Origin of the sequence: Candidatus Clostridium radicumherbarum (assembly GCF_045310525.1) — a bacterium.
Classification (GTDB): Bacteria; Bacillota; Clostridia; order Clostridiales; family Clostridiaceae; genus Clostridium_AT; species Clostridium_AT radicumherbarum.
In genome coordinates, this window is the sequence record NZ_JBJHZY010000001.1 from 454006 (window position 1) to 477785 (window position 23780).

Annotated in this window: 24 protein-coding genes; 15 read left to right on the plus strand and 9 right to left on the minus strand. The window is 34.2% G+C overall.

Annotated elements, in window-relative coordinates; genetic code table 11:
- Positions 1–65: 65 nt before the first annotated feature.
- From ACJDUH_RS02225 to ACJDUH_RS02240, 4 genes are all read right to left on the minus strand, one after another.
- The gene (locus ACJDUH_RS02225) at positions 66–1187 is read right to left on the minus strand and encodes a 4Fe-4S binding protein (RefSeq protein WP_406763521.1); all 1122 of its coding nucleotides are present in this window, start codon (positions 1185–1187) and stop codon (positions 66–68) included.
- 225 nt (positions 1188–1412) lie between these two features.
- On the minus strand, positions 1413–2321 hold the full coding sequence (gene htpX, locus ACJDUH_RS02230) for a zinc metalloprotease HtpX (protein WP_406763522.1): 909 nt from the start codon (positions 2319–2321) through the stop codon (positions 1413–1415).
- A 17-nt stretch (positions 2322–2338) separates the two neighbouring features.
- The gene (locus tag ACJDUH_RS02235) at positions 2339–2881 is read right to left on the minus strand and encodes a LemA family protein (protein WP_406763523.1); all 543 of its coding nucleotides are present in this window, start codon (positions 2879–2881) and stop codon (positions 2339–2341) included.
- A gap of 175 nt (positions 2882–3056) precedes the next feature.
- Complete coding sequence (locus tag ACJDUH_RS02240; protein ID WP_406763524.1) at positions 3057–3932, minus strand: PHP domain-containing protein; 876 nt, start codon at positions 3930–3932, stop codon at positions 3057–3059.
- A 240-nt stretch (positions 3933–4172) separates the two neighbouring features.
- On the opposite strand from ACJDUH_RS02240, the gene ACJDUH_RS02245 reads away from it, so the two are divergent.
- Both ACJDUH_RS02245 and ACJDUH_RS02250 read left to right on the plus strand, forming a co-directional pair.
- Positions 4173–5066, plus strand: coding sequence for a hypothetical protein (locus ACJDUH_RS02245; protein ID WP_406763525.1), 894 nt, complete (start codon positions 4173–4175; stop codon positions 5064–5066).
- 10 nt (positions 5067–5076) lie between these two features.
- Positions 5077–6000, plus strand: a complete 924-nt coding sequence (locus ACJDUH_RS02250) for an exonuclease domain-containing protein (RefSeq protein WP_406764999.1) — start codon at positions 5077–5079, stop codon at positions 5998–6000.
- 49 nt (positions 6001–6049) lie between these two features.
- Here ACJDUH_RS02250 and rsmH read toward each other — a convergent pair whose 3' ends face one another.
- Complete coding sequence (rsmH, locus tag ACJDUH_RS02255; RefSeq protein ID WP_406763526.1) at positions 6050–7114, minus strand: 16S rRNA (cytosine(1402)-N(4))-methyltransferase RsmH; 1065 nt, start codon at positions 7112–7114, stop codon at positions 6050–6052.
- Positions 7115–7386: 272 nt separating this feature from the next.
- Here rsmH and ACJDUH_RS02260 point away from each other — a divergent pair, with 272 nt between their 5' ends.
- The 7 genes from ACJDUH_RS02260 to ACJDUH_RS02290 all read left to right on the plus strand — a co-directional run bounded on the left by ACJDUH_RS02260 (position 7387) and on the right by ACJDUH_RS02290 (position 12469).
- Positions 7387–7716 carry a PadR family transcriptional regulator gene (locus tag ACJDUH_RS02260; RefSeq protein WP_406763527.1) on the plus strand — a complete coding sequence of 110 codons (330 nt, stop codon included), beginning with the start codon at positions 7387–7389 and terminating at the stop codon, positions 7714–7716.
- Positions 7716–8420, plus strand: a complete 705-nt coding sequence (locus tag ACJDUH_RS02265) for a hypothetical protein (protein WP_406763528.1) — start codon at positions 7716–7718, stop codon at positions 8418–8420. Before ACJDUH_RS02260 ends, ACJDUH_RS02265 begins: the two co-directional genes overlap by 1 nt.
- Positions 8421–8502: 82 nt before the next feature.
- Entirely contained in the window at positions 8503–9429 is a 927-nt protein-coding gene (locus tag ACJDUH_RS02270; protein ID WP_406763529.1) for a DUF1848 domain-containing protein, read from the plus strand.
- Positions 9430–9535: 106 nt separating this feature from the next.
- Positions 9536–10033, plus strand: coding sequence for a LytTR family DNA-binding domain-containing protein (locus tag ACJDUH_RS02275; RefSeq protein WP_406763530.1), 498 nt, complete (start codon positions 9536–9538; stop codon positions 10031–10033).
- A gap of 2 nt (positions 10034–10035) precedes the next feature.
- Entirely contained in the window at positions 10036–10740 is a 705-nt protein-coding gene (locus ACJDUH_RS02280; protein WP_406763531.1) for a LiaF transmembrane domain-containing protein, read from the plus strand.
- Between the two features lie 12 nt (positions 10741–10752).
- A complete protein-coding gene (locus ACJDUH_RS02285; RefSeq protein WP_406763532.1) occupies positions 10753–11706 on the plus strand; it encodes an ATP-binding cassette domain-containing protein in 954 nt (317 codons plus the stop codon).
- Positions 11690–12469, plus strand: coding sequence for an ABC transporter permease (locus ACJDUH_RS02290; RefSeq protein ID WP_406763533.1), 780 nt, complete (start codon positions 11690–11692; stop codon positions 12467–12469). Before ACJDUH_RS02285 ends, ACJDUH_RS02290 begins: the two co-directional genes overlap by 17 nt.
- Before the next feature lie 54 nt (positions 12470–12523).
- Here ACJDUH_RS02290 and ACJDUH_RS02295 read toward each other — a convergent pair whose 3' ends face one another.
- Complete coding sequence (locus ACJDUH_RS02295) at positions 12524–12955, minus strand: hypothetical protein (protein WP_406763534.1); 432 nt, start codon at positions 12953–12955, stop codon at positions 12524–12526.
- A 210-nt stretch (positions 12956–13165) separates the two neighbouring features.
- Between ACJDUH_RS02295 and hutG the strand changes: the two genes are divergently transcribed.
- Positions 13166–14179, plus strand: a complete 1014-nt coding sequence (gene hutG / locus ACJDUH_RS02300; protein WP_406763535.1) for a formimidoylglutamase — start codon at positions 13166–13168, stop codon at positions 14177–14179.
- A gap of 169 nt (positions 14180–14348) precedes the next feature.
- Here hutG and ACJDUH_RS02305 read toward each other — a convergent pair whose 3' ends face one another.
- The 3 genes from ACJDUH_RS02305 to ACJDUH_RS02315 form a co-directional block, all read right to left on the minus strand.
- Positions 14349–15647 carry a glycoside hydrolase family 18 protein gene (locus tag ACJDUH_RS02305; RefSeq protein WP_406763536.1) on the minus strand — a complete coding sequence of 433 codons (1299 nt, stop codon included), beginning with the start codon at positions 15645–15647 and terminating at the stop codon, positions 14349–14351.
- A gap of 131 nt (positions 15648–15778) precedes the next feature.
- Positions 15779–16426, minus strand: a complete 648-nt coding sequence (locus ACJDUH_RS02310; RefSeq protein WP_406763537.1) for an MBL fold metallo-hydrolase — start codon at positions 16424–16426, stop codon at positions 15779–15781.
- 12 nt (positions 16427–16438) lie between these two features.
- Positions 16439–17629: a multidrug efflux MFS transporter gene (locus ACJDUH_RS02315; protein ID WP_406763538.1), complete on the minus strand. Its 1191-nt coding sequence runs from the start codon at positions 17627–17629 to the stop codon at positions 16439–16441.
- 202 nt (positions 17630–17831) lie between these two features.
- Between ACJDUH_RS02315 and ACJDUH_RS02320 the strand changes: the two genes are divergently transcribed.
- From ACJDUH_RS02320 to ACJDUH_RS02340, 5 genes are all read left to right on the plus strand, one after another.
- Positions 17832–18392, plus strand: coding sequence for a TetR/AcrR family transcriptional regulator (locus ACJDUH_RS02320; RefSeq protein WP_406763539.1), 561 nt, complete (start codon positions 17832–17834; stop codon positions 18390–18392).
- 79 nt (positions 18393–18471) lie between these two features.
- Positions 18472–18993, plus strand: a complete 522-nt coding sequence (locus tag ACJDUH_RS02325; RefSeq protein WP_406763540.1) for a GNAT family N-acetyltransferase — start codon at positions 18472–18474, stop codon at positions 18991–18993.
- 98 nt (positions 18994–19091) lie between these two features.
- Positions 19092–19532, plus strand: coding sequence for an MBL fold metallo-hydrolase (locus ACJDUH_RS02330; RefSeq protein ID WP_406763541.1), 441 nt, complete (start codon positions 19092–19094; stop codon positions 19530–19532).
- A 182-nt stretch (positions 19533–19714) separates the two neighbouring features.
- On the plus strand, positions 19715–22879 hold the full coding sequence (locus tag ACJDUH_RS02335; protein ID WP_406763542.1) for an alpha-mannosidase: 3165 nt from the start codon (positions 19715–19717) through the stop codon (positions 22877–22879).
- 256 nt (positions 22880–23135) lie between these two features.
- Positions 23136–23780 (plus strand): TetR/AcrR family transcriptional regulator, encoded by a 645-nt coding sequence (locus tag ACJDUH_RS02340; RefSeq protein WP_406763543.1) that lies wholly within the window; start codon positions 23136–23138, stop codon positions 23778–23780.

The window sequence follows — 23780 nt, forward strand, 5'->3', positions numbered from 1 at the left end:
ATAAGTATATTATTATATAGTTATGTTTTTGTCAATATAGAAATATTAATATATATTAAATAATTTTACTTTTCATTAAGTTTTGTTTTTGCAGCCTCAACCTCAAAGCCGTTCACAAAGTTTTTTACATCCTTTAACTTTGAGGATTCCGGAACTGAAGCAGGAATTTCTAATTTTTTATATAAATCATCTATTTTTATCCCAGTACCTATTGAAACTTCTTTTATAGTCATATAACCTTTAATTTCATCAACACTTAGCTGTGCATTTGAATTTATTTTTTCAGGTAATACTTCAAATAACCCCGCAGATTTACTTATAAATAATCCGCCAATGAAAATTACTACTACAAGTATAATAACTGTTAGCGGCTTCACAACTTTTCCTGTTGTTTTATAACTTAGTGCATCTTTTTTAGGACAGGAAAGTACGCAATTTTGACAACCTATGCATTCAGCAGAAGTAACTTTATCAATATGAGCAACGTCAATATTAACAGGACAATTTTTACTGCATAAGTTACAATTTATGCACTTGTCTTTATTTCGCACAATACTTGAAGGACTAAGTTTAGAGAAGATTCCATACACCGCACCCATAGGACAAAGATATTTACAGAAGAATCTGTCGTAGAGCATTGAGCCTATAACTGTAACAATTAATAATATTAAACCAATTATGTATTCACTAGATAATGATTGCCAGCCAGATGATATATGGCCATAAGCTGACCATGGATCATATGGATCTACCCATAAGCCTGCGGTTTTCCATGCAAATAATATTGTAATAACTAGCACAGCATATTTTATATATCTTAAAGGTATGTCTACCTTTGCAGGAATAACAAATCTTTTATTAAAGATTTTCCTTCCTATTATTGAAAAAAGTTCTTGAAGGGTTCCAAAGGGACATATATATCCGCAAAAGCTTCTTCTAAAAATTATTGATAAGAGAATAGTAATTCCAAGTAAGGTTATAGTTCCAAGAAATATTTTTTGAACATACGTACCACTGAAAATTATATTATATAATGATTCAAGTCCGCCATAGGGGCACAATGCATGGATAGATGGAGAAACTCCACCTCCATTTAATTGATGCAGATATGTCACAGCTGTTATTACTAGTAGAAAAGCAGCCAGTATTATTAAGCGTACATATTTGATATGTTTTTTGTTATACATAGTGTAATGCTCCTTTCATCTATACTTTTTTTAGAAATAGGGAATAAATCATCTTTTTTTAAATACTAAGTTTTTTTAATTAATTAAACCTATACTTAAATAATATTTTTATTTCTTGATAGAAATTTGTGGGAAGTGTGATAGACTTGTGAATACTTGCAGTAATGCAAAAAATAAAAACAGCCAGTTCAAAAAACTAGCTGTATGGAACAGTTTCATATTATATTACATACTTCTTAATCGCTTAATTCTTTCCTCTGTTGGTGGGTGTGTTGAAAACCAGTTTCGTCCTTCTGCAAAGGGGTTTGAAATATAGAGGCCCATAAGCTCTTTTCCACCGAGAGCTTCCTTTTGCCTATCGTTTATTTCATATCCGGATATCTTTTCTAAAGCTGAGGCCAGACCTTCAGGATAACCTGTAAGCTGTGCTGCTGTAGCATCAGCTTGAAACTCCCTTTGTCTTGAGATTGCAGATTGGATGAGAGAACTTATTATTGGGGCTAGTATTGCAAATATTAAGGAAAATATGAGTAAAATTGCTCCAATACCACCATTGTCATTCTTACGATCTCTGCTATCTCTTCTTCCATAGCCTGAATAGAAACCCATCCTTAAGAATAACCTGCTAAGAATTATTAATACTCCACCAAGGGCAACAACAATGGTAGAGGTACGTATATCACGATTTCTCACATGGGACATTTCGTGGGCAATTACACCTTCTAGTTCTTCCCTGTTTAGTTTATTAAGTATTCCACTGGTTACAGCAACGGCAGCATTTGACTCTTTATAGCCTGTTGCAAATGCGTTTGGTACATCTGTGTCAACAATATATACTTCCGGCATAGGTACACCTGCTGAAATACTGAGTCCCTCAACTGTATTCCATAAAAAGGGGTTGTCTTCTTTTTCAATTTTTCTGGCATGTGCCAGGGACATTACCATGTTCTTACCTTGACTGATACATATTAAACAGTAGATTAAAGCTATTACCAGGGCAAATAAAAGGCCTCCTGACTCAGAACCCCACCAGCTGCCAATTGCTAAGCCTAATAATGATAAAATTGCTACAAATATTATAAGTAAAACAATAGTTTTACGATCATTCCTGCGTATTTGTTCTTCAAGCAGCATACTAATCAATCTCCTTACTAGAACTGAACTTTTGGAACTTCTTTTTCCTCTTCTTTAACTTCAAAATAGACATTTTTCTGGAATCCAAATATACCTGCTATAATGTTGCTTGGAAACATCTCAACTTTTGTATTGTACTGTCTTACAACTTCATTATAATGTTTCCTTGCATAGGCTATCTTGTTTTCAGTACCAGAAAGCTCCTCCTGCAAAAGTAGAAAGTTTTTGTTTGCTTTCAAATCAGGATATGCCTCTGATACTGCAAAAAGTGACTTAAGACTTTGGCTTATCATATTATTTGCATCGATAGCTTCTTCTTTATTTCCGCTTAAAAGCATGCTTCGTGCCTGCACTATTTCAGTAAGCACCTTTTCCTCATAATTCATGTATCCTTTTACAGTTTCAATAAGATTAGGTATAAGGTCGTATCTTCTCTTTAATTGTGCGTCTATTTGAGACCATGACTCATTAACGTAGTTTCTTAGCCTTACAAGACTGTTATATCCACCTATTAAGTAAAGTATTATAAGTGCTGCTATAATGATTATTGCATATTGCATATAAATCCCTCCATTTTATAAATCTTAAAATTTCTTTAAGAATAGAATCAATCATATAAGATGAAAGTGAAACATATATGTCGAATTTGTTAATAATGTGTAAATTAATATTTGTAGTCAAGAGTGTTAAATATTCTTTGCTCAATCCTAGCTACATTAAATAACACGGACTTTCCTATAACACATTACCAGGAAGCCATTCTTTTAATATATTATAGGGGATTTTAGTATTAATTATACTTTCTCCCATTTTTACATTAGGCTTGAGTTTTCCATGATAGTCACTTCCGCCAGATGCATTTAGATTATGAGCATTGCAATAATTAAGTAAAAATTTTGTTCTTTCAGCTGAATGTAGAGAATGATAACATTCTATACCATCAAGGGCATTTAAGGATACTATTGAGTTAAGAAAATCTTCATGATTTTCTACGAAATATCCATAAAGATGAGCAAGAAATGATTTGCCACCTGCTTTTTTAATGAGGGCAGCAGCTTCTTGTACAGTTAAATAATCTTTCATTTGGTCCAGAAAAAATGGACTATCTGGATTGTTTACGCAAGTTCTGTAAAATGCATTAAGACTTTCCCATATATCTTTAGCAAAGTATTTTTCATTTTCAGGATAATTCCTAAGATCTGCATGCATTATTTGAGTTGCAAAATACTTTCCCCTAATTGATAAATCGTGACTATATTTAAGATTAAGATTTTGGCATACCTCCATCAATTTTTTCAGATAAGTATTTTCTCTTTCATAAAATTTATCATCTGAAACAATTCCAGTCGAACTTATTATGTCTAAATCTATACCATACCCTAATATTTCAATTGGTTTTCCATTGTGAACAGCAGAAAATTCACAGCCAGGAATAAGCTTTCCCTTATAGTAGCTATGAATATTAATATCTTTTAATTTTTTATAAGCCCCAATTGAATCATGATCTGTAATAGATATATATTTTAGCCCTAATTGCTCTGCTTTAATAAGAATATCTTTAGGTTCGTCAGAACCATCTGATGTTGTTGTATGTAAGTGTAGATCTATCATAGTTGTACAGCTCCTTATTTGTATTTATATACTTTATTTTATATAACTTTATAAGGTTAAGGCAATAACTAAAAAGATATATTTTATAAATGCTGCTCTGAACCTTGACATAAATAACGTAGTTTTTTATGTATAATGCTAGGTACAAAAGGTAGTACGTGCTTTATTTTCCATTGAAAAGGCTTGTCTAATAACTTAAACTTAAGATAAGTTTTACAATAAGTTATAAGGAGAAGCTAAATGACTTCAAAGACTAAAATAACTATAGCTAGTTTAATAATAATTGCGCTTGCTGCAGTAATTTTCTTTACATTATCGGGGCATACTTTCAAAAAAACTACCAAGGCAGTTAATTCCTCTGATAAATCTGCTAAGGTTAATGGATCTGTTCCAGCGGTTCAAAAGAATGACAATCCTAATGCTGCTTCCTCTGTTAAGCCTGACGCAGCTGCTACAAAAGCAGATGTACAAGCTATGGCCTTGAAATCAGATTTAAATAATTATGTGCTAAAGGTAATAACTTCCTATGAAGGAGGAAATTATCCTTATCTTTTAAATACCGATTATGATCATTATAATGGAGTAACACAAAATATAATTTATAAGGGTTCTATAATGGCTAAGGCTGACCCGGATGGAAGCAGGTCAAGCCATTGTGTAGGCTTAACCTATGAAGTATTCTTTAAGGCAATGCAGGAAAGAAACATGGAAGCAGGAATATCTGGAGATAACTTCAATAATATGACTATTAATAATATGAAGGACTTTATGCTGACCTGGTATAATGCAGAAGGAACGCCTAAGTCAGAAGGGGATCAGCTGGCAGGGGCAATAGTCAAATATGGACTTGGAACTCAAGTTAAAAGACTTGAAGATGCAAAAGCTGGAGATTTCATAGATTTTAGCAGAACAAAGTCGGGACATGCTGCTGTATTTGTTAATTGGATTAGGGATAACAATGGTAATATAGTAGGTTTTAAGTACTGGTCAACTCAGGAGTCTACTAATGGAATTGCCTATAAGGTGGAATACTTTAGCGATAACTCTGAAAGTGCATTTAAGGGCACTGTGGACAGAAAGGAATTGTATATTGGAAGAATTGGATCAATTTCTAATTACAAATCCTTCCAATAGAAGAAAAGAAATGAATTATATAGCTATAGATTTTGAAACTGCAAATGAAAAAAGAAATAGTCCATGCTCCATTGGTATTGTGGTTGTGAAAAATGGACATGTTGTAGAAAAAATACATCATTTAATAAAGCCTAAAGAAATGAGATTTATGCCAATTAATATTGGAATTCATGGAATAAGGCCAGCTATGGTTGAGAATGAGCCAGAATTCGATAAAGTATGGGAGAAAATTAAGCATTATTTTAATGAAAATCTAGTAATAGCACACAATGCTTCTTTTGATATATCAGTTTTAAGAAAGAGTGCAGAGCTTTATAATATAGAACTGCCTTGTTTTGAATACATTTGTACCATGAAACTTGATAGAAACTTCTATAAGGGTCTTGAAAATGCAAAATTAAATACAGTAAATGATTTTTTAGGATATGAGTTTAAGCACCATGATGCACTATATGATGCCCTTGCCTGTAGTAATATATTGCTTAATATATCAGAAGAATTAAAGTGTAATGATATTAAGGAGATATCTAAATTAATAGGCGTAGCTATTGGAACCGTAACTAGTAGTGGATATAAGCCATCATCAAATAAAGGCAGAATTCTCAAAATATCTAATAGAATTAATAATCCTAAAAAAGAAAATAAATTTGCAAGATTAGAATATGATGCATATAAAGATGAAGTTGTGGTATTTACCGGGAAATTAAACTCTATGTCCAGGGATGAAGCAATGAGATTAGTTAGAAGACTTGGTGGAACCACAGGGAGTTCTGTTACAAGAAGCACTACAATCTTAGTGACTAATATGAAGGATATAAAGGATTTACGTAGAGAAGAAATGAGTAATAAGCTTAAAAAAGCAACAGACTTAGATGCAAAAGGTCAGAATATAAAGTTTTTAAATGAAGAGGAGTTTTTGCAAATAGGAGAATAGCTATAAAAAAACTGGATTCCTACCTTAAGAAATCCAGTTAAAATACACCTTATGCTTTGATTGCCCATCGCAATTTAGCTGAACGTGCACGACTATTAACATGACATTCTTCTGCGGTGGGACGAATAGGCTCGGGTGCTATTTCTGAATAAACTCCTTCACGAAAAAAGTGTTGAAAAGATTTTTTAACGCGGCGATCTTCTCCTGAGTGAAATGTAAGTATGGCAACACGCCCACCCTTAGCAAGTACATCAGGAAGTTTTTCCAAAAACTCATCTAGCACTTCAAACTCGCTATTTACATCAATTCTGAGTGCTTGAAAGGTTCGCTGACAAGACTTTTTAATATCCTTCTCATTGATTTTTGGAACATATTTCAAAGCCTCTTTGATGATGTTGCGAAGTTGTGTTGTTGTGGTTATATCCATTCCTTTTTTTATGGTAGAAAGAATGGCACGAGCGATTACCTCGGCATGAGGCTCATCAGAATTTTCTATCAACATATCTTCTATTTCAAATAGTGTCATTTCTTTTAAACGATCCGCTGCAGAGGTACCTGCATTTGGATTAAGTCTTAAGTCCAATGGCCCTTCAGCCTTAAATGTAAACCCTCTTTCAGGATTGTCTATTTGCATAGAAGAAACACCTAAATCTGCTAATACAAAGTTAAAGGGCTCTGATTTGGAGGTGACTTGATCTAACTCAGAAAAGTTCATTTGCTTAATCTCTAGAATTTCTGAGCCATAACCCAAACCTTCTAAACGCTCTCTGGTGCGTGGCAATTCAATTGGATCTACATCAAGTGCATACAAGCGCCCCTTTGAATCCAAACATTTAAGCATCTCTAAAGTATGGCCACCATAGCCTAGAGTTGCATCCAAGCCGATTTGACCTGGTTTAATTTGCAGGAATTCCAATATTTCTTTAACGCAAATGGAAATATGCATACCCGCAGGAGTATTGCCCTTTTGAATAATCTTTGCAATATCATTAGCATATTTCTCTGGATTCAGTTCCTTGTATTTTTCTTTATAATTCTTAGGGTGAGTGCCTTTATATCGAGGACGCCTCTGATGTTTGGGCTCTTTCTCATCCAATATGTTATCTGGGCTCATTCGATTCCCTCATTTTTATAATATATTTTTGTATTTTTATTATGAATTATATGATAGCAGATACAATTTGTTAAAGCAATACCAACAGTTTAGCTACTGATTATCCAGAGTTGTAATTGTATCAAATTAAGTTTGATTTTTTTGTTATTCCTTCAATATGATATGTATTATTTAAGAAAATAACAATAATTTCCTAAAGTACTTGTTTTTCTACTACCATGTGGTACAGTATAGTTAAGAACTACTATGTAGTACAAGGGAGGCGATGAATAATGTATGATAAATCACAAATGATGCGGGGAACATTAGAAGGGTGCATTTTAAAAATTATAAGTGTTGAGCCCACATACGGCTATGAAATAGTCATGACACTTCAGAAGTTCGGTTTTGAGGATGTAAAGGAAGGTACTATTTATCCGCTTTTAATGCGTTTAGAAAAAAAAGAAATAATATCATCAGAGTTTCGTTCCTCACCTTTAGGACCAAGCAGAAAATATTATTCCCTTACGGATTCAGGAAGAAACCTTTTGTATGATTTTACAGAGTGCTGGCACAGTGTTTCAGATACTGTTAATACTATTTTAAGATTGGGGGAGAAATAATGGCTAATTATATTAATAGTGTGTTAAATTCCAACGGATTTGATATTCTGGTGAAGGAAAATAAATTAAGATCTGAATATCTGTCATTTGAAGATAAAAGTATCCTTAAAAAACTTGTAAGCCGTCTTTACGCTTCAAAACTTTCGGCCTTTGATATACAAACCTCACAGAAGGATTTCATAGGGATGGCTTTAGAGGCGGAGCAGAGGGGAGAGACCTTAAGCAGTGTAATAGGAGATGATATGAATTTATTTTGCGAGGAAATTATTAATAACGGAAGAAAAAAAGACTGGAAAGAAGCTGTAATTCTTGCCATGCCATGGTTACTTTTATTTTTAACTGTTTATTACGGGATTATCTACATCGTTTATAATTCCTGTCCGGTTATTATGAAGATAAATCTTCGTGACAGCTTTCTCTATCTTTTTTGGTGTTTAATAGGACTACCTTTGGGAAATTATTTAAGTAGGAAAACCGAATTTGAAAGCAAATTGAAAAAATCACTTCCATTTTGGATTTTTCCAGTATTACTTGTTTTAATGGCTGTTTTGGATAGAATCTTTTCTTTAAAACAGGTTATCTTATTTGAAGTTATAGGATGGGTTCCCTTAGCATTTATGGCTGTTCTTTTGATACTCTCTTATTTTCTTCGAAACATTTATCTTAACAGTCTTGCTATGAAATATAATTGGAGTGATAACTAATAATATACAAAATTATTAAACCTATGTTTAGTTTTAAGCTGCAATAAGGTTTGATAAAGCAATGAGGGAGGCTAAGCAACTTATGATAATTAACACAGGCAACAGAACAGATATACCTGCTTATTTTAGTAAGTGGTTTTTTAACAGAATTAGAGAAGGATATGTTTATGTTAGGAATCCCTATTACAAAAATCAGGTTACGAAATATAAGCTGGCACCCGATGTTGTGGATTGTATTGCCTTTTGTACAAAAAATCCAGCACCTATGCTGCCTAGAATGCAAGAACTTGCTTCCTTTGGGCAATTCTGGTTTGTGACAATTACACCTTATGGGAAGGAAATAGAGCCTCAGGTACCACCTATGGAAAAAGTATTGGAGGATTTTAAAAAACTTTCAAGCTTTATTGGTGCAGAAAAGATAGGCTTAAGATATGATCCCATTTTTATTTCGGATAAATATACCTTGAATAATCATATAGAGAGCTTTGAGAGGATGGCAGCAACACTTTCAGGATATACTCATGACTGTATTATAAGTTTCATCGATTTATATGAAAAGACAAAGCGTAATTTCCCTGGAATTAAGAAAGTTACAAAGGAAGAAAGGTCAATAATAGGAAGAGAATTCGTCCGTATTGGCAAGAAATATAATATCCAAATAAAAACCTGTGTAGAAGGGCAGGAGCTTTTAAATTATGGCATTGACTGCAGTGGCTGTTTGACTAAGCCTGTTATTGAGCGTGCAATCGGTAATACTTTAAAGATCCCTAAAAAGAAATTTTCACGAGAGGGCTGCAATTGCCTTCTTGAAAATGATATTGGAGTATACAATACCTGCGGCCACGGCTGTATTTACTGCTATGCTAACTATGATATGAAAACTGTGAGGGATAATTTGAAAAAGCATAATCCAAACTCCCCATTTTTGATTGGTGGAAACCTTGCTGATGACATAGTAAAAGATGCAAAACAGGAAAGTTATATTGATGGTCAAATTACACTGTTTTAGTTTGTAATTAAATAAAGGTATATTTGTGAGGGTAAAAATCGTATTTTACCCTCATTTTTTTACCTCTTACCCCTTTTATATAACCAGTGAATGAGGAAGCCTTTTAATGTATTCTAAAACTTTATATAATTTTAGTAAGGCAGGTGATAAGGTGAAAATACACATTGAAATAATAAATGATTTAGAAGAGGATGAGGTGGTAATACGATGTCCGCGGGTAGATGATACAATAGAGAAAATACACCAATATGTTATAGAACAGTCCTTAAGTAAAACTAAAATTACATTTTATAGAAAGAATCAGGAGTTTTATTTTCCACTTGAAGATATTTTATTCTTCGAAACTGAAGGTGAGCGTATTTATGCCCATACTTCAAATGAAGCCTATACTGTAAAGTACCGCTTATATGAATTGGAAAGTATTCTTCCAAAATATTTCGTGAGAGCAGCTAAATCTGCAATAGTAAATATTATGCATGTATATTCTATTACTCGCAATATTACGGCTTCCAGTCTTATAAGCTTTAATGACTGCCATAAGCATGTATATGTTTCCAGATCTTACTACAGTGAATTTAAGCATCGTTTAGATGAAAGGAGTTAACTATGAAAAATAGAAATTGGTTTTGGGGAGTATTCTTTTTGTTATCGGCAATATTCGTTATATTTAGCCAAGTTTGGGTCTTTTACGGAATTAGTGTTACTAGCATTTTGGCATCGGTTTTTCTTGCAGCCTTAGCTATAAGCAGTCTCTTACGATTAGAATACTTTGGAACTTTTATACCTTTATCATTACTTTATATTATATACAGCAAACCACTTAAACTTTTTTATATTTCACCCTGGCTTTTAATTTCTTCAGCCATTTTAATAAGTATAAGTTTTAGCTTGTTATTTCCAAAGCGTCATAAGAAAACTGTACACTTTTATAATAGTGCAAAGAAAATTAATCAGTTTAGAGAGAATATTGATAATAATAATCCTTATGTTAAGGTATCCCTAAATTCAGCCAGCAAGTATGTTCATTCTGATGATTTGCAAGGAGGACAATTTATATCATACCTTGGGGTATTGGATGTGTATTTTGACCAAGTGAAAATTAGTTCAGAGGGTGCAAAATTATTTATCGACTGCAATTTAGGAAGCATTAATTTGTATATTCCAAGGGATTGGAGACTAGATGAGGAACTTCATTCATATCTTGGTGAAGTAAGCTATCATAACGATCCTACTAATTTTTCGGGAAATGCACCTAGGGTTATTCTTACTGGTAAAGTAGTTCTAGGTGATGTAAAGATATTTTATATTTAGGAGGGGGAAGCAATGATTCAAACTGAGACAGCCATTTCTGTAAGTGGTCTTGAAAAGTCTTATGGAAACTTAAAGGTGCTTGATAAGATTAACTTTACAGTTAAAAAAGGCAGTATTTTTGCACTGTTAGGCTCTAATGGCTCGGGAAAAACCACAACTATTAAAATCCTATCTACTCTGCTCACTGCTGATAAGGGAAGCGTACAGGTCTGCGGTTTTGATGCTGCTATGAAGCCGCGTAAGGTGAGGGGAGCAATAAGTCTTACAGGTCAGTTTGCTGCAGTAGATGATGTTTTAACAGGTCGAGAGAATTTACGAATGATTGGAAAGCTTAGGCATCTTCCCAATGTAAACAAAAGGGTAGATGAATTACTGGAACGCTTTCAATTGTTAGATGCGGCAGATAGGCGAGCAAATACTTATTCCGGCGGAATGCGAAGAAGACTTGATCTTGCAATGAGCCTAATGGGCAATCCGCCTATACTATTTCTAGATGAACCTACCACGGGGCTTGACCCACAGAGCAGACTTTCTATGTGGAAGATAATAAAAGATTTGGTCCGTACAGGTATAACAGTATTCCTTACAACACAATATCTTGACGAAGCAGATGAGCTGGCAGATAAGATAGCCATTCTTGATAAAGGGAAAATTGTGGCTGAAGGAACCGCTGCAGAGTTAAAAAAATTGCTGCCCCATGGATATGTGGAGATAAAGTTTAACGAAAACAAAGATGTTGAATTGGCACTTAAGCTGCTATATAGCTATAAACCAAGCCTAAATGAGGAAGAACATTCAGTATATATAGCAACAGATGGGAGCATCAAGGAGATAACCAGTATCTTAAGCAGTATTGAAGCTGCGGGACTGAACGCTGTAAGCTTCTCACAGAAAGAACCTACTTTAGAAAACGTTTTCTTAACTATAATAGGAGAGAATAGAGAAAGGAGTGAGTCTATTGTATAGTAAAATCAGAGATGATATTTCTGATATGGCTGTAATAGCAGGACGTTGTCTGCGCCATGCTTTTAGGAGCATTGATACACTAATTACAGTAGTTGCTATGCCTATTATGATGCTGCTTTTATTTGTTTACGTATTTGGTGGATCAATAAATACAGGAAATGTAAATTATGCAAATTATGTTGTACCGGGTATTGTTCTAATGTGCATATTGAGCGGCACGCCTTATACCTCTGTACGGTTAAACATGGATATCAAAAGGGGGGTCGTGGACAGGTTTCGTTCTATGCCTATTGCGAAATCCTCCATATTGGCTGGACATGTATTAACCTCCGTAGCCTTCAATATGTTTTCTTCCCTTATTGTCATATTATTTGCCTTTATAACCGGGTTTAGGCCAAAGGCAGACTTCATGGGCTGGCTTCTTGCTCTTGGTATACTGCTGCTATTTACATTTGCAATGTCATGGCTTGCTGTGGTATTTGGCCTTTTGGCAGATAGTTCGGAAGGTGCAGGAGTGTACGCTTATATAATTTTAGTTATGCTCTTTATAAGCTCCGCTTTTACACCAACTGATTCTATGAACAAAGCTCTTCGCGTATTTGCTGAGCATCAGCCTATGACACCAATTATTGAAGCTGTACGTGCACTATTCCTTAATGCACCAGTTGGAAATAATGCCTTGATTGCGATACTGTGGAGTATAGGTATTCTTATTGTTTCCTACATTGCTTCAATGTTTGTTTATAAGCGTAAATCGGCATAATAAAAACAAAACAATGGCATCTATATCATAACTTATATGGATGCCATTGTTTTTTTATTTATTTCTTAAATTAAACTCTAGAGCTTTAGATAAGTTATCGATATTCCCATGAAATTTAAAGTAAGATGGTTTATTTTTATCTTCATAAATTATAAGAAATGGCGGCTTATTTTGGGGAACTATTATATATACCTCATTAACTTTTGCCGTTAAACTTTTCTTTCGTAATTCAACAGGAGGATTAAGGGGAAACCTAACTTTATATCCTTCAACTGTAAGTGGGCTGATTTTACCACAAAAATTGTCTATACTGTTTACCCAGCTTGAAACCATATTATTTATTTCAGAATTCACCTGTACAGATTTAACTACAATGTTTTGCCTTGTGTCGATAATATCTGCACATGGAGAGCCCATGGCATAAGCAGGTATTGATGGTAGAATTATTATAAGCAAAATTAGTATTACTAATACCTTTTTAGTCATATGAAACACCTCCTTATTTATGTTTCCACAATGCCTTATCATTATTCTTAAGGATATTTTTTATTAGGTATATTCGGGAAAGAATATTTATAATGAATACATTTCTAAAATTAGTTTTGAATAGTTTTCCTTTTTACTAATTTTTGATATATTATCATTATATAGAATTTGGGCAATCATTATTTGTAACATTGGTTTAAGGAGGAAGAAATGTTTGATTTTAATTATGAACCTATGAACAAGGAATTTTGGCAGGGTCGTGTAGATAGTGAGGATAATTATGATGCATTCCGCTGGCATCAATGGATTGATATAATTGATTTAAGAAAGGAGCCTATTACACCATTCATAGGAAAGTTAGGAATAGCTTTTATAGGGTTTTGTTGTGATAAAGGAGTTAATAGGAATAAGGGAAGAATTGGAGCCGCCTATGGGCCTGAGAGCATTCGAAAAGAATTAGCTAACCTGCCCTGCCGTTTTTCACAAGATGTAAAACTTTTTGACGCTGGCAATATACATTGTGAAAACATCTCTCTGGAAGAAAGTCAGGCGCTTCTTTCCAAGGCTGTTTCCAAAATACTGAGCTTGAATCTGTTTCCCATAGTTTTAGGAGGAGGCCATGAAGTAGCATTTGGTCATTACAATGGCTTAATGGATTATTTAACGCTGAATAATACTAAACCAAGGATAGGGATAATAAATTTCGATGCTCATTTTGATTTGAGGCCTTACCCTAATGGCAGCAGCTCGGGTACAATGTTTAGGCAAATATCAGATATATGTCTTAGTAAAGATATTGACTTCTCTTATTTTTGCATAGGTATACAAAAGCACAGCAATACCATTGAGCTGTTCAAAACAGCAGATAAACTTGGTGTGGATTACATCCTAGCAAAGGATATTGCTCAAAGTGATATGTGGAGTGTATTTGAAAGGCTGGATGACTTTATAAAACATCAGGACAAAATTTATATAACAATATGTTCTGATGTATTTTCTACAGCTTTTGCACCTGGTGTCAGTGCAGCTCAGCCCCTAGGACTTGACCCTGAAAGAGTTTTACGTTTTTTGAAGTATATAATTAAGTCCAACAAAGTAATAAGTTTTGACATAGCTGAGGTTGCTCCTCGTTTTGATCAGGATAATACTACTGCGAACCTTGCAGCTGTTATAATATTTACTGTTATCAATTCAATATGTCAGCTTCAGAATTTATCTCTTTAGAGTTTAAAAGTGGAAGATTTTACTTCTCTTGAATCAGGATGGCATAGAATCAAAGCTAAGAAGGAGAACTACTTAAGAAATTAAATGATATGAAAAGCTAAGGAGTGATATCGAGATCATATCACCCCTTTTAATTTAATCTCAAGAGTTAAGCATGAGATAAAACATATTATCTTTTCACTACATTGAAATTATCCTCGATAAGCAGCCAGTTTTGAGGGAATGGAATTCCTAACTTCCAATAGCTTATACCTCTTAGGTTTAGTTCTTTTATTAGATTAAATTTTGCTTGAATTGACCTAGCATCTTCAAACCATACTGTATGATGTTTTCCATCTGAAGCTGTATAGTCAAAATGAGGGGCTTGAGCCGTAGTATCATAGCTTATTGGTACATTATGATCTGCTGCGAGTAAAATGGCATCCTGAGGGCTCACTGCCTTTGCTGTACTTCCCTGTACAAAAGGAAGGGTCCAATCATATCCGTACATGTTTTGGCCCATCATGATTTTAGAACTAGGCATTTCTGTTAAAGCATATTCAATAACCTGTCTAACTTGAGGAAGTGGAGACACAGGCATTGCCGGGCCGCCGCTGTAACCCCATTCATAGGTCATTAAGACAACAAAATCTGCAATTTGACCATGTGCTCTATAGTCATGGGCTTCATACCATTCACCTGCTTGGGTGGCACTTGTTTTTGGAGCCAAGGCAGTAGACATTAAGAAACCCTGTGCACTTAACCTGGCTTTAGCCTTTCTCAGGAAAGCATTATAGTTTTCTCTTAATTCCTTAGGCAAATGCTCCATATCAAAATGTATATCTTTAAAGTTAAGGCGCTTTGCTGTGGCGATAATATTGTCAAGTAAAGTATTTTGCAGCTGAGGATTCGTTAAAATAAGTCTACCTAGTTCTGTACTGAATTGTCCTTGTTCAAGGTTAGTAACTGCCATCAGTAAAATCGCGCCACTATTATCTGCAATTCTTCTGAAATTGTTTAGAGGAGGCTCTTTCAAGGTTCCATCTCTCTGGATTTGGAAACTGAAAGGTGCCAGGTAGGTCAAGTGAGGAGCCGCACTTCGGGCTGACTGCTCTAATTCAGGGGAAACCTTACCAGCTATGGGTTCCACGTATGCGTTTGTTTCTGCACTTCTTTTCGGCTGAGGAGGAATATACAATCTAAATCCAACGGTTAGTGGGGTGGTAGGTGATATTCCATTAACCCTTGCAAGTGTTTGATAATTTATGCCGAAACTTCTTGCAATGCTATATAAGCTGTCTCCTGGTTGAACCCAATAGAAGCTTCCTACAATAGGAATTACAAGTGCCTGACCAACTACAAGATTATTGGGATTTGGAAGTTCGTTTGCTCCAGTAATGGCGCCAACAGTAGAGTTATATGTTTGTGCAATGCTAAATATAGACTGACCTGCTTGAACAACATGAATTTGCATAGTATCTCCTTTCACTTATGAATCATCCATTATTATTTTATGAATTAGCAGGAGAAGTGTACCAATTTCTTATAATTGTTATGGAAATTATTGCTGTATTAATTATTCAATTTTTGTTTATAGGTCAGTTAAATTAAATGCAAATCTTAATCATATTTAAGTACGGCAATACCCGAATAATCTTTAATAGTTGTCTTATTTAATTCCAATACTTTATATTCTGCTGCCTTAAGTCCTGAAGCCGAGATGAATTTGTCAACCTTAGCAAATGCCAGGCCTATTGGACCTAAAGCTTTTGTCCTGTAGTGCATTGGTATTACTACTGTAGGATTTAGTTGTTCCATTACTTTAACTGCATCTAAGGCATCAATGGTATAACCACCACCCACAGGAATAATCAATATGTCTACATTTCCTATTTCCTTCAAATGCTGGGAAGTTAGAATATGTCCAAGATCACCACAATGACAAACATTTATATCCTCAATTTTAAAATTATATATAATATTTTTTCCCTTCTTGGCTCCAGAAATTTTGTCATGAAAGGTTTCAATGCCCTTTATCTCTATACCTTGTTCACTGAAATTGCCAGCTTTATTTATGTGTACAAAACTATTTTTTACTGCATTGATATTATTATGATCACCGTGGTCATGACTAGTAGTTACTATATCTGCTTCAATTTCATCCGGCAGTTTGTAGCCTAAGACATTTTTATAAGGATCTAGTAGTATTTTTGTACCCTTTTCTGAGCTTATGATAAAGCATGAATGACCAAACCATTTAATTTTCATTTTATCCTCCAATTAATTCAAGTTAAAATTTTTATATACCTTTGAATAAACCCATAGAGCATTAAGTAGGAGCAGTGCACTTGTAATAAAGAAAACATAACTTATACCAAACCTGGCCGCCACTTGTCCACCTAGAACTGAACCTCCAAATATCCCCAAATAACCCGCTGATATAGTGAAGCCGAATATCCTGCCTGTAATAGAAGTTGGTGTGATTTTCTTTACGAGGGTATTCACAGAAGGATTTAAGCCTCCTAAGGTTAGTCCTAATAAAAATCGGAGTCCCATTAGCTGCCAGGGATTTTGTACAAAAGCCTGAGGTATATAGATTAGTCCCGCAGCAACAAGTGAAACTAATATAACTTTATGTGGACCAACTTTATCAGAAAGTTTACCTAGGTTTGGAGCTGCAATTATATTGGCAAGGCCTGAGGCTGAGAATGCCAATCCAGATATAAGAGCAATATGACTGGTATTTTTGCTTAACTGTGAAACATATACAGTTATTATAGGTTCAATTGTATATAATGCAAGAGTTATAACAAAAAAGGTTACAGATAAAACAATAGTCAGGCTCTTTTCAGGAACACTATTCCAAACTTCTCTGGCACTTAGCGGCTTTTTAGTCTCACGAACAAAAGCTTCTTTTACAAAAATAAGAGTAGTGATAAAAGCAACCAAGAGCAGTGCACCTGTTATAAAAAATACTGGTTGTAAACCAAAGCTATCTTCAATGAGACCTCCGATGGTTGGCCCCAGAAGTGATCCTGCAATACTTGCAGTTGAAAGTGTTCCTAAGGCATATCCGGCATTTTCCTTATCTGTTTGAGTAGCAATGAGTGTAGCGCAGGCCGTACTATAGCCTGTGATAGCCCCTTGAAGCAATCTTAATCCAATAAGTACATATACATTTGGTGCTAGTCCCATGCAGAATATAACAATTGCCATGCCAAGACTTGCTCTTAGGAGCATGGGTTTTCGTCCGTATTTGTCAGCTGCATTACCCCAAATAGGTGAGAAAATAGCTGAAATTATATAGGTAATGCCAAAGGCAATTCCTGAAAGCTCCGCAACTGATGCAGTATTGGTAATTCCAAGCTGCTTTATATAAAGCGGCATTACCGGTGCAATCTGACTCATTCCTATACCTGAAACAAACATTCCAAACCAGCAGACTATTAAATTTCTTTTCCACAATTTCATAAGCCTTCCCCTTTTCTTGTTGAAATAAGTCATCGTAGAAAACTATTTGTTTTTACTGTGCTTATTTTTCTCGCAGTAGTATAAATACTTGTAATATTATTATAAACTACATAATATAGCTAGTAAACTATATTTTATAGTTTGATAAAATTATATTGTAATGTTAAACTATATTTAATAAGAATTTTAGGAGGTTAAGGACATGCAAAAACGGAATCTTACAAAGGAAAAAATCATTCAAGTTGCTTTTGCATTGGCTGACGAAATCGGTCTTAATCAAGTTACCTTCCCAAAGCTTGCAGAAAAATTGGATATAAAATATCCATCTTTATATAATCATTTTAATAATATGGATAATCTTAAAAAAGAAATGACAGTATACCTTTTAAAGGACTTGAATTTGAAACTTATGCAGAGATTAATCGGCAAAAGTGGCGAGATTGCTATAAGAGAGTTTGCCTATGTTCACAGGGATTTTGCCTTTGAAAACAGAACCGGCTACGCACTTATTATGAATATTCCAAGTAAGGAAGATGAGGAATTATTCCGTTTAGCGAAAGAAACTAATAAGATTGTTAATCAGGTTTTAGAGTCTTTCGTGAAGGATAAAACCATAATGATGCATAAAAGTAGGGCGCTAAGAAGTCTTTTACATGGCTTTATCTCTATGACTTTTCTTGGATATTTTCAAGGTGATGCTAATTTAGAAGACAGCTTTGCATTAATGATAGATGATTTTATTTTGTCACTGTCAAGAAAATAGAAGGATCAATATTCTATTAAAAGACAGGTAAGTTATATTGATGAACAATGGTAAAGAATACGATATTAAGGAGGGTTTTATGCGAGATATTATAATCAATTTACTTGAGGAGTCTGATGCAGAGGAACTTTTTACATTCGAACTTAAAAATAGGGCTTTTTTTGAGAGAGTAGGCTTCCCAAGAGGAGATAACTATTATGAATTAAATAATTTCAATACAATAGTAAAGGAATCAATGGAGGAACAAAAAAAAGGATTAGCATATATGTATTTAATAAAGAATCATACCGGAATGATTCTTGGCAGAATAAATTTATTATCAATAGAAAGAGGAATTTTTAATAAGGCTGAACTAGGTTACAGAATGGGCGAGGAACATCAGGGAAAGGGATATGCAACAAGCGCTGTAAAACTTGTTTTAGATGAAGCAGTCAATAAGCATAAGCTTCATAGGATAGAGGCTGGGACATCACCTAATAATATAGGATCGCAAATAGTTTTAATAAAGAATGGTTTCCAGTTTGCTGGACGCTTTAGTAAATATATCTTTAAGAATGGAGAATGGTGTGACAGCATATTTTTTGAAAGAATACTTGAGTAAATATATTTTGCAAAATACAGCTAAGATGCATTCTTTTGATCATTGCCACGAAAGATTAGATAAATACGAATTAATTTTAAATGATAGGAGAGATAAAGTTGAGAATAGCAAATGGAATTGAAATGCTTGAAATATCATGCAACCTGATGGGTAGGGTGACCAAAATATACCCTGTACTAATATGGGATGACAAAGATATGGTGCTTGTAGATACGGGTCTTCCTGGACAATTGGAAAGGTTTCGGGAAGCAGTAGAAAAGATTGGGTTGTCATTTGAAAGAATCAGCAAGGTACTTATAACACATCAGGACATAGGCCATGTGGGTTCTCTTGCAAGCATTGTAAAAGAAATGAATATTCAGGATGAGCATTTATCAGGACCCAACCAGGAGAACACTTATGACATGGACGAAGTAGTTAAATCCATTAAAAAATTCACCAAGTATGATATACAGAATATAGTGTGCTATCACAGCGGGTTATACAATGATAATGCAAAGGAAGCAATTTGTGAATTAGTTGGGGGAATCAGGAAGTAGGATAAATTTAAATTAGATTGAGAAAAGTGAAATTTTAAACGCCACATATGATAAAAACATGTGGCGTTTAAATTTAAACTAAAAATTATATGTTTTGCGGAACTATTAGCAAGTTTATCCTGTTAAAGTGTATAATTATTAATAAGTAATTTGCAAAGTTATTATGAAGGCTGGTGGGGACATTGTATTTTGATGTTGAAAGGATTGAAAAGATACTGAAAGAGCTTCAGACACTTATTTATTATAAAAGAGAGCGAATAGATGAGGTCTACATAAAAGAAGGAGACTTTAAAAATTGCAAAGCTGCAGATGAGTCTTACGGGGCTTTTATTAAATTTGGGCAATACGATGTTTGGGGAGATAAGAATAAGAGATTTTGGTTTAAAGCTGAAGTTTCCATTCCAAAAGAATTTAATGACAAATATGTAGTTTTAGAAGTCGCTACTGGTAAGGAAGGGCAGTGGGATGCTGTAAATCCTCAGTTTTTGAGTTTCTTAAATGGCAAAGTAGTTCAAGGGCTAGATACAAATCACAGAGAAATTATTATAAGTAAAGCTGCAGCAGAAGGTGAGAACTATAGGGTTGATTTTCATGGCTATGGTGGTATGAATGACTCTAAGTCAAAATTCAATGTATACATAAAGGCCTTTGATGAACTAACAGAAAAATTATACTATGACATAAAAGTTCCTTTAGATACAGCAAAGTTATTAAAAGAAGAAGATAAAAGAAGAATAGATATTTTAAAGCACTTGATAAACACCTTGGAAATTCTAGATTTAAGAAAGCAATATTCCGAAAACTATTATAGGTCCGTTAATGAAGCTGTAAATTACTTAAGAGATAATTTTTATGAAGCTGAATGTGGAAAAATTAATGAGGGAACTGTTGCATGTATAGGACATACCCATATAGATGTAGCCTGGCTTTGGAATTTAAAGCAAACTAGGGAGAAAGCTGTGAGGAGCTTTTCAACAGTGCTGAGTCTTATGAAGGAGTACCCTCATTATAAATTTATGGCATCTCAGCCTGTACTATATAAATTTGTAAAGGATGAAGCCCCTGAGGTTTACGAAGAAATAAAGGAAAGAATTAAGGAAGGCAGATGGGAGGCAGAAGGTGCCATGTACCTAGAGGCAGACTGTAACCTTACCTCTGGAGAGTCCTTAGTAAGACAGCTTTTGCATGGGAAAAAGTTTTTTAAGGATGAGTTTGGAGTAGAGAGTAAGGTGCTATGGCTACCTGATGTATTTGGATATTCTGCAGCCTTGCCCCAGATTTTAAAGGGCTTTGGAATAGATTATTTCGTAACTTCTAAGATAAGCTGGAATGAATATAATAGACTTCCCTATGATACCTTTATGTGGGAAGGTATAGACGGTACAGAAATCCTAGCCTACTTTATTACCGCAAATGATTATGAAAAAGTTATAAATGGCAGTCATAGAACCATATACGAGGCGCAAATAAATCCATCTCAAGTTAAGGGAGCCTATGAAAGATACAAACCAAAGGAAATGAATGATGAGGTTATTATAAGCTACGGGTATGGTGATGGCGGCGGAGGCCCTACCAAGGATATGTTGGAGAATTACATTAGGCTTAATAAAGGCATACATGGCTGTCCTAAAACTGAGGTAAGCTTTACACTAGATTACTTTAAAGCTTTAGAGCATAGGATTAAGGATTATAATAGACTTCCGACCTGGAAGGGAGAGCTTTATTTGGAATTCCATAGAGGAACATATACTACTATGGCTAAGAATAAGAAGTATAACAGATTCTGTGAATATTTATATGAGGATTTAGAGTTATTCAGCTCTATAGCTAAAAACATAGACAAAGAGTTTAAATATGATAAAGAGGGGATAAACAATAACTGGGAGCTTATATTATTAAATCAATTTCATGACATTATTCCAGGTACCTCTATTAAAGAAGTCTATGATGAATCTTGGCAGCAATACGAAAAGGTTATAGAAAGCGGCAAAGATTTATTAAATAATGCTCTAAAAGTTGTAGGTAGAAACATTAAGCTAAGTGAAAAGGCTTTTATAGTATTTAACCAATTATCCTTTTTAAGAAATGAATACTTTGAGTTTGTGTTAACAGAAGAACTAAAAGGTAAAACTCTAGTGGATGCAGATGGTCGGGGGGTTTTAATTCAGACCTTAACTGATAATAAAGCCTTAGCCTATGTAACAGATATCCCAGCTAAAGGATATAAGGTGTTTTATATTAGAGAAGCTTCAGTAAATGAGATTCCTAATAAAGCTGCAGTAAAGATTAAGCGCATAGACAATAAGGAAGTTATTTTAGAAAATAAATTTATAAAAGTGAAGGTGGATTCAAGAGGAGAGCTAACTTCCATATTTGATAAAAGTGCACAAAGAGAAGTTATTAAAACAGGTGAAAAGGCAAATAACTTGGTAATTTATGAGGATAAGCCACATAATCCTTGGGAAGCTTGGGATACAGATATATATTATAGGGAAAAGTCCTGGGATATTACTGACATAGAAGCAGTTGAAGTTTTAAGCACTGGGCCTCTAAAGGCTAGTATAAGAATACGAAAGAAATATGAGGCATCCACAATAGAGCAGATTATAAATTTATATCATGAAAGTTCAAGAATTGATTTTGAGACTAAAGTCAATTGGAATGAAGAAAATGTACTATTACGAGTTAACTTCCCAGTAAGTATTAATGGAAACAGGGCTGCCTATGATATTCAATATGGAAACCTTGAAAGAGACACACATTTTAATAGCAGTTGGGACATGGCTAAATTTGAGGTTTGTGCACATAAATGGGCGGATTTAAGTGAATATGGTTATGGAGCTGCATTATTAAATAATTGTAAGTACGGCTACAGCGTGAAAGATGGAGTTTTAAGTTTAACACTTTTAAAGTCACCTAAATGGCCAAACCCAACCGCTGATATGGGTTATCATGAATTTACTTACTCATTTTTGCCTCATGAAGGTAAATGGCAGCAGGGAAAGGTTCAAGAGGAAGCTTACAAGCTAAATTGCAAGCCATATATCATTTTAGAAGAATCTCACAATGGAATTCTAGAAGATAAACTTTCTTTTATTACTGTTGATGCTGAAAATGTAATAGTTGAAGTGGTTAAAGAAGAGGAAGCAGGAAAGGATACTATAGTAAGATTGTTTGAGAGCTTTAACAAGAGGACAAAGATAAAGCTTTCAACATCAATAAAACCCAAAAGGGTATGGGAAGTAAATTTAGAAGAAAAGGAACTTAAGGAATTAGCATTTAATGAAAATACAATTGAATTTACTATAAAACCTTATGAGATTAAGAGTTTGAAAATAGAGTACTAAGTTTATTACTGCCGGTTATGAGCTGAGTATTAAAGTCTAGCTAGAACAATATGAATACCATAATAAATGTAATGAGGGAGCGCTTTTGAAGTGTTCCTTTTTTTATTAAGAATCTCTGAAGAAACCAGAATAAGCTCATTGACTTGTGTTTCACAGGCAATTTGTAATATTTCATAGACTCATTGACTAATTTAGTCAATGAGCCTATAATATTAATTGACTAGATTAGTCAATGATGCTCTGAGGAGGAGTTTAAGTGGAAGAATTAACAAAACATAAGATATTTACCATGGAAGATAATAAACGTGATACTCTTCTTACTGTGGCCATGAGTAAGTTTGCAAGTAGCGGGTACAAGAAAACTACTACAGATGAGATAATTTTAGCTGCAGAAATATCAAAGGGATTACTTTTTCATTATTTTGGAACGAAAAAGGATTTATATATATTTCTTTTTAAATATGCAAACGCTATAATAATGCAAGATTTCTATGATCGAATTGATATGAAGAAAAGGGATATATTTGAAAGACTGCGTAATATTTTCTTGTTAAAATTTGAGCTCACCAATAAATATCCTGCTATCTTTGACTTTGTGGCATCAGCATATTTTGAAAAAGACCCTGCGGTGGCAGCAAAAATTAATAAGTGCTCAAATCAATTGTTTCAAGACGCCCAGAAGGAGACATTTAAAGATATAGATTTATCTCTATTTAAGGCGAACATTGATGCTTCTAAGGCAATTGATATTATTATCTACACCTTTAGGGGCTATAGTGAAACTCAGGCATCACCTGAAAAACACATAGAAGACTATAATAAGGAACATGAACGATATATAAGGGAAATTGATGATTATATTAGGGTGCTACGTGCAGCATTTTATAAGGAGGGGAAATAA

Coding starts and splice junctions, on each gene's coding strand:
- htpX (WP_406763522.1), bottom strand. CDS start 2,321: ATGCTGCTTGAAGAACAAATACGCAGGAATGATCGTAAAACTATTGTT.
- ACJDUH_RS02225 (WP_406763521.1), bottom strand. CDS start 1,187: ATGTATAACAAAAAACATATCAAATATGTACGCTTAATAATACTGGCT.
- ACJDUH_RS02270 (WP_406763529.1), top strand. CDS start 8,503: ATGATAATTAACACAGGCAACAGAACAGATATACCTGCTTATTTTAGT.
- ACJDUH_RS02315 (WP_406763538.1), bottom strand. CDS start 17,629: ATGAAATTGTGGAAAAGAAATTTAATAGTCTGCTGGTTTGGAATGTTT.
- ACJDUH_RS02325 (WP_406763540.1), top strand. CDS start 18,472: ATGCGAGATATTATAATCAATTTACTTGAGGAGTCTGATGCAGAGGAA.
- ACJDUH_RS02285 (WP_406763532.1), top strand. CDS start 10,753: ATGATTCAAACTGAGACAGCCATTTCTGTAAGTGGTCTTGAAAAGTCT.
- ACJDUH_RS02250 (WP_406764999.1), top strand. CDS start 5,077: ATGAATTATATAGCTATAGATTTTGAAACTGCAAATGAAAAAAGAAAT.
- ACJDUH_RS02320 (WP_406763539.1), top strand. CDS start 17,832: ATGCAAAAACGGAATCTTACAAAGGAAAAAATCATTCAAGTTGCTTTT.
- ACJDUH_RS02265 (WP_406763528.1), top strand. CDS start 7,716: ATGGCTAATTATATTAATAGTGTGTTAAATTCCAACGGATTTGATATT.
- ACJDUH_RS02280 (WP_406763531.1), top strand. CDS start 10,036: ATGAAAAATAGAAATTGGTTTTGGGGAGTATTCTTTTTGTTATCGGCA.
- hutG (WP_406763535.1), top strand. CDS start 13,166: ATGTTTGATTTTAATTATGAACCTATGAACAAGGAATTTTGGCAGGGT.
- ACJDUH_RS02260 (WP_406763527.1), top strand. CDS start 7,387: ATGTATGATAAATCACAAATGATGCGGGGAACATTAGAAGGGTGCATT.
- ACJDUH_RS02310 (WP_406763537.1), bottom strand. CDS start 16,426: ATGAAAATTAAATGGTTTGGTCATTCATGCTTTATCATAAGCTCAGAA.
- ACJDUH_RS02240 (WP_406763524.1), bottom strand. CDS start 3,932: ATGATAGATCTACACTTACATACAACAACATCAGATGGTTCTGACGAA.
- ACJDUH_RS02295 (WP_406763534.1), bottom strand. CDS start 12,955: ATGACTAAAAAGGTATTAGTAATACTAATTTTGCTTATAATAATTCTA.
- rsmH (WP_406763526.1), bottom strand. CDS start 7,114: ATGAGCCCAGATAACATATTGGATGAGAAAGAGCCCAAACATCAGAGG.
- ACJDUH_RS02275 (WP_406763530.1), top strand. CDS start 9,536: ATGTATTCTAAAACTTTATATAATTTTAGTAAGGCAGGTGATAAGGTG.
- ACJDUH_RS02245 (WP_406763525.1), top strand. CDS start 4,173: ATGACTTCAAAGACTAAAATAACTATAGCTAGTTTAATAATAATTGCG.
- ACJDUH_RS02235 (WP_406763523.1), bottom strand. CDS start 2,881: ATGCAATATGCAATAATCATTATAGCAGCACTTATAATACTTTACTTA.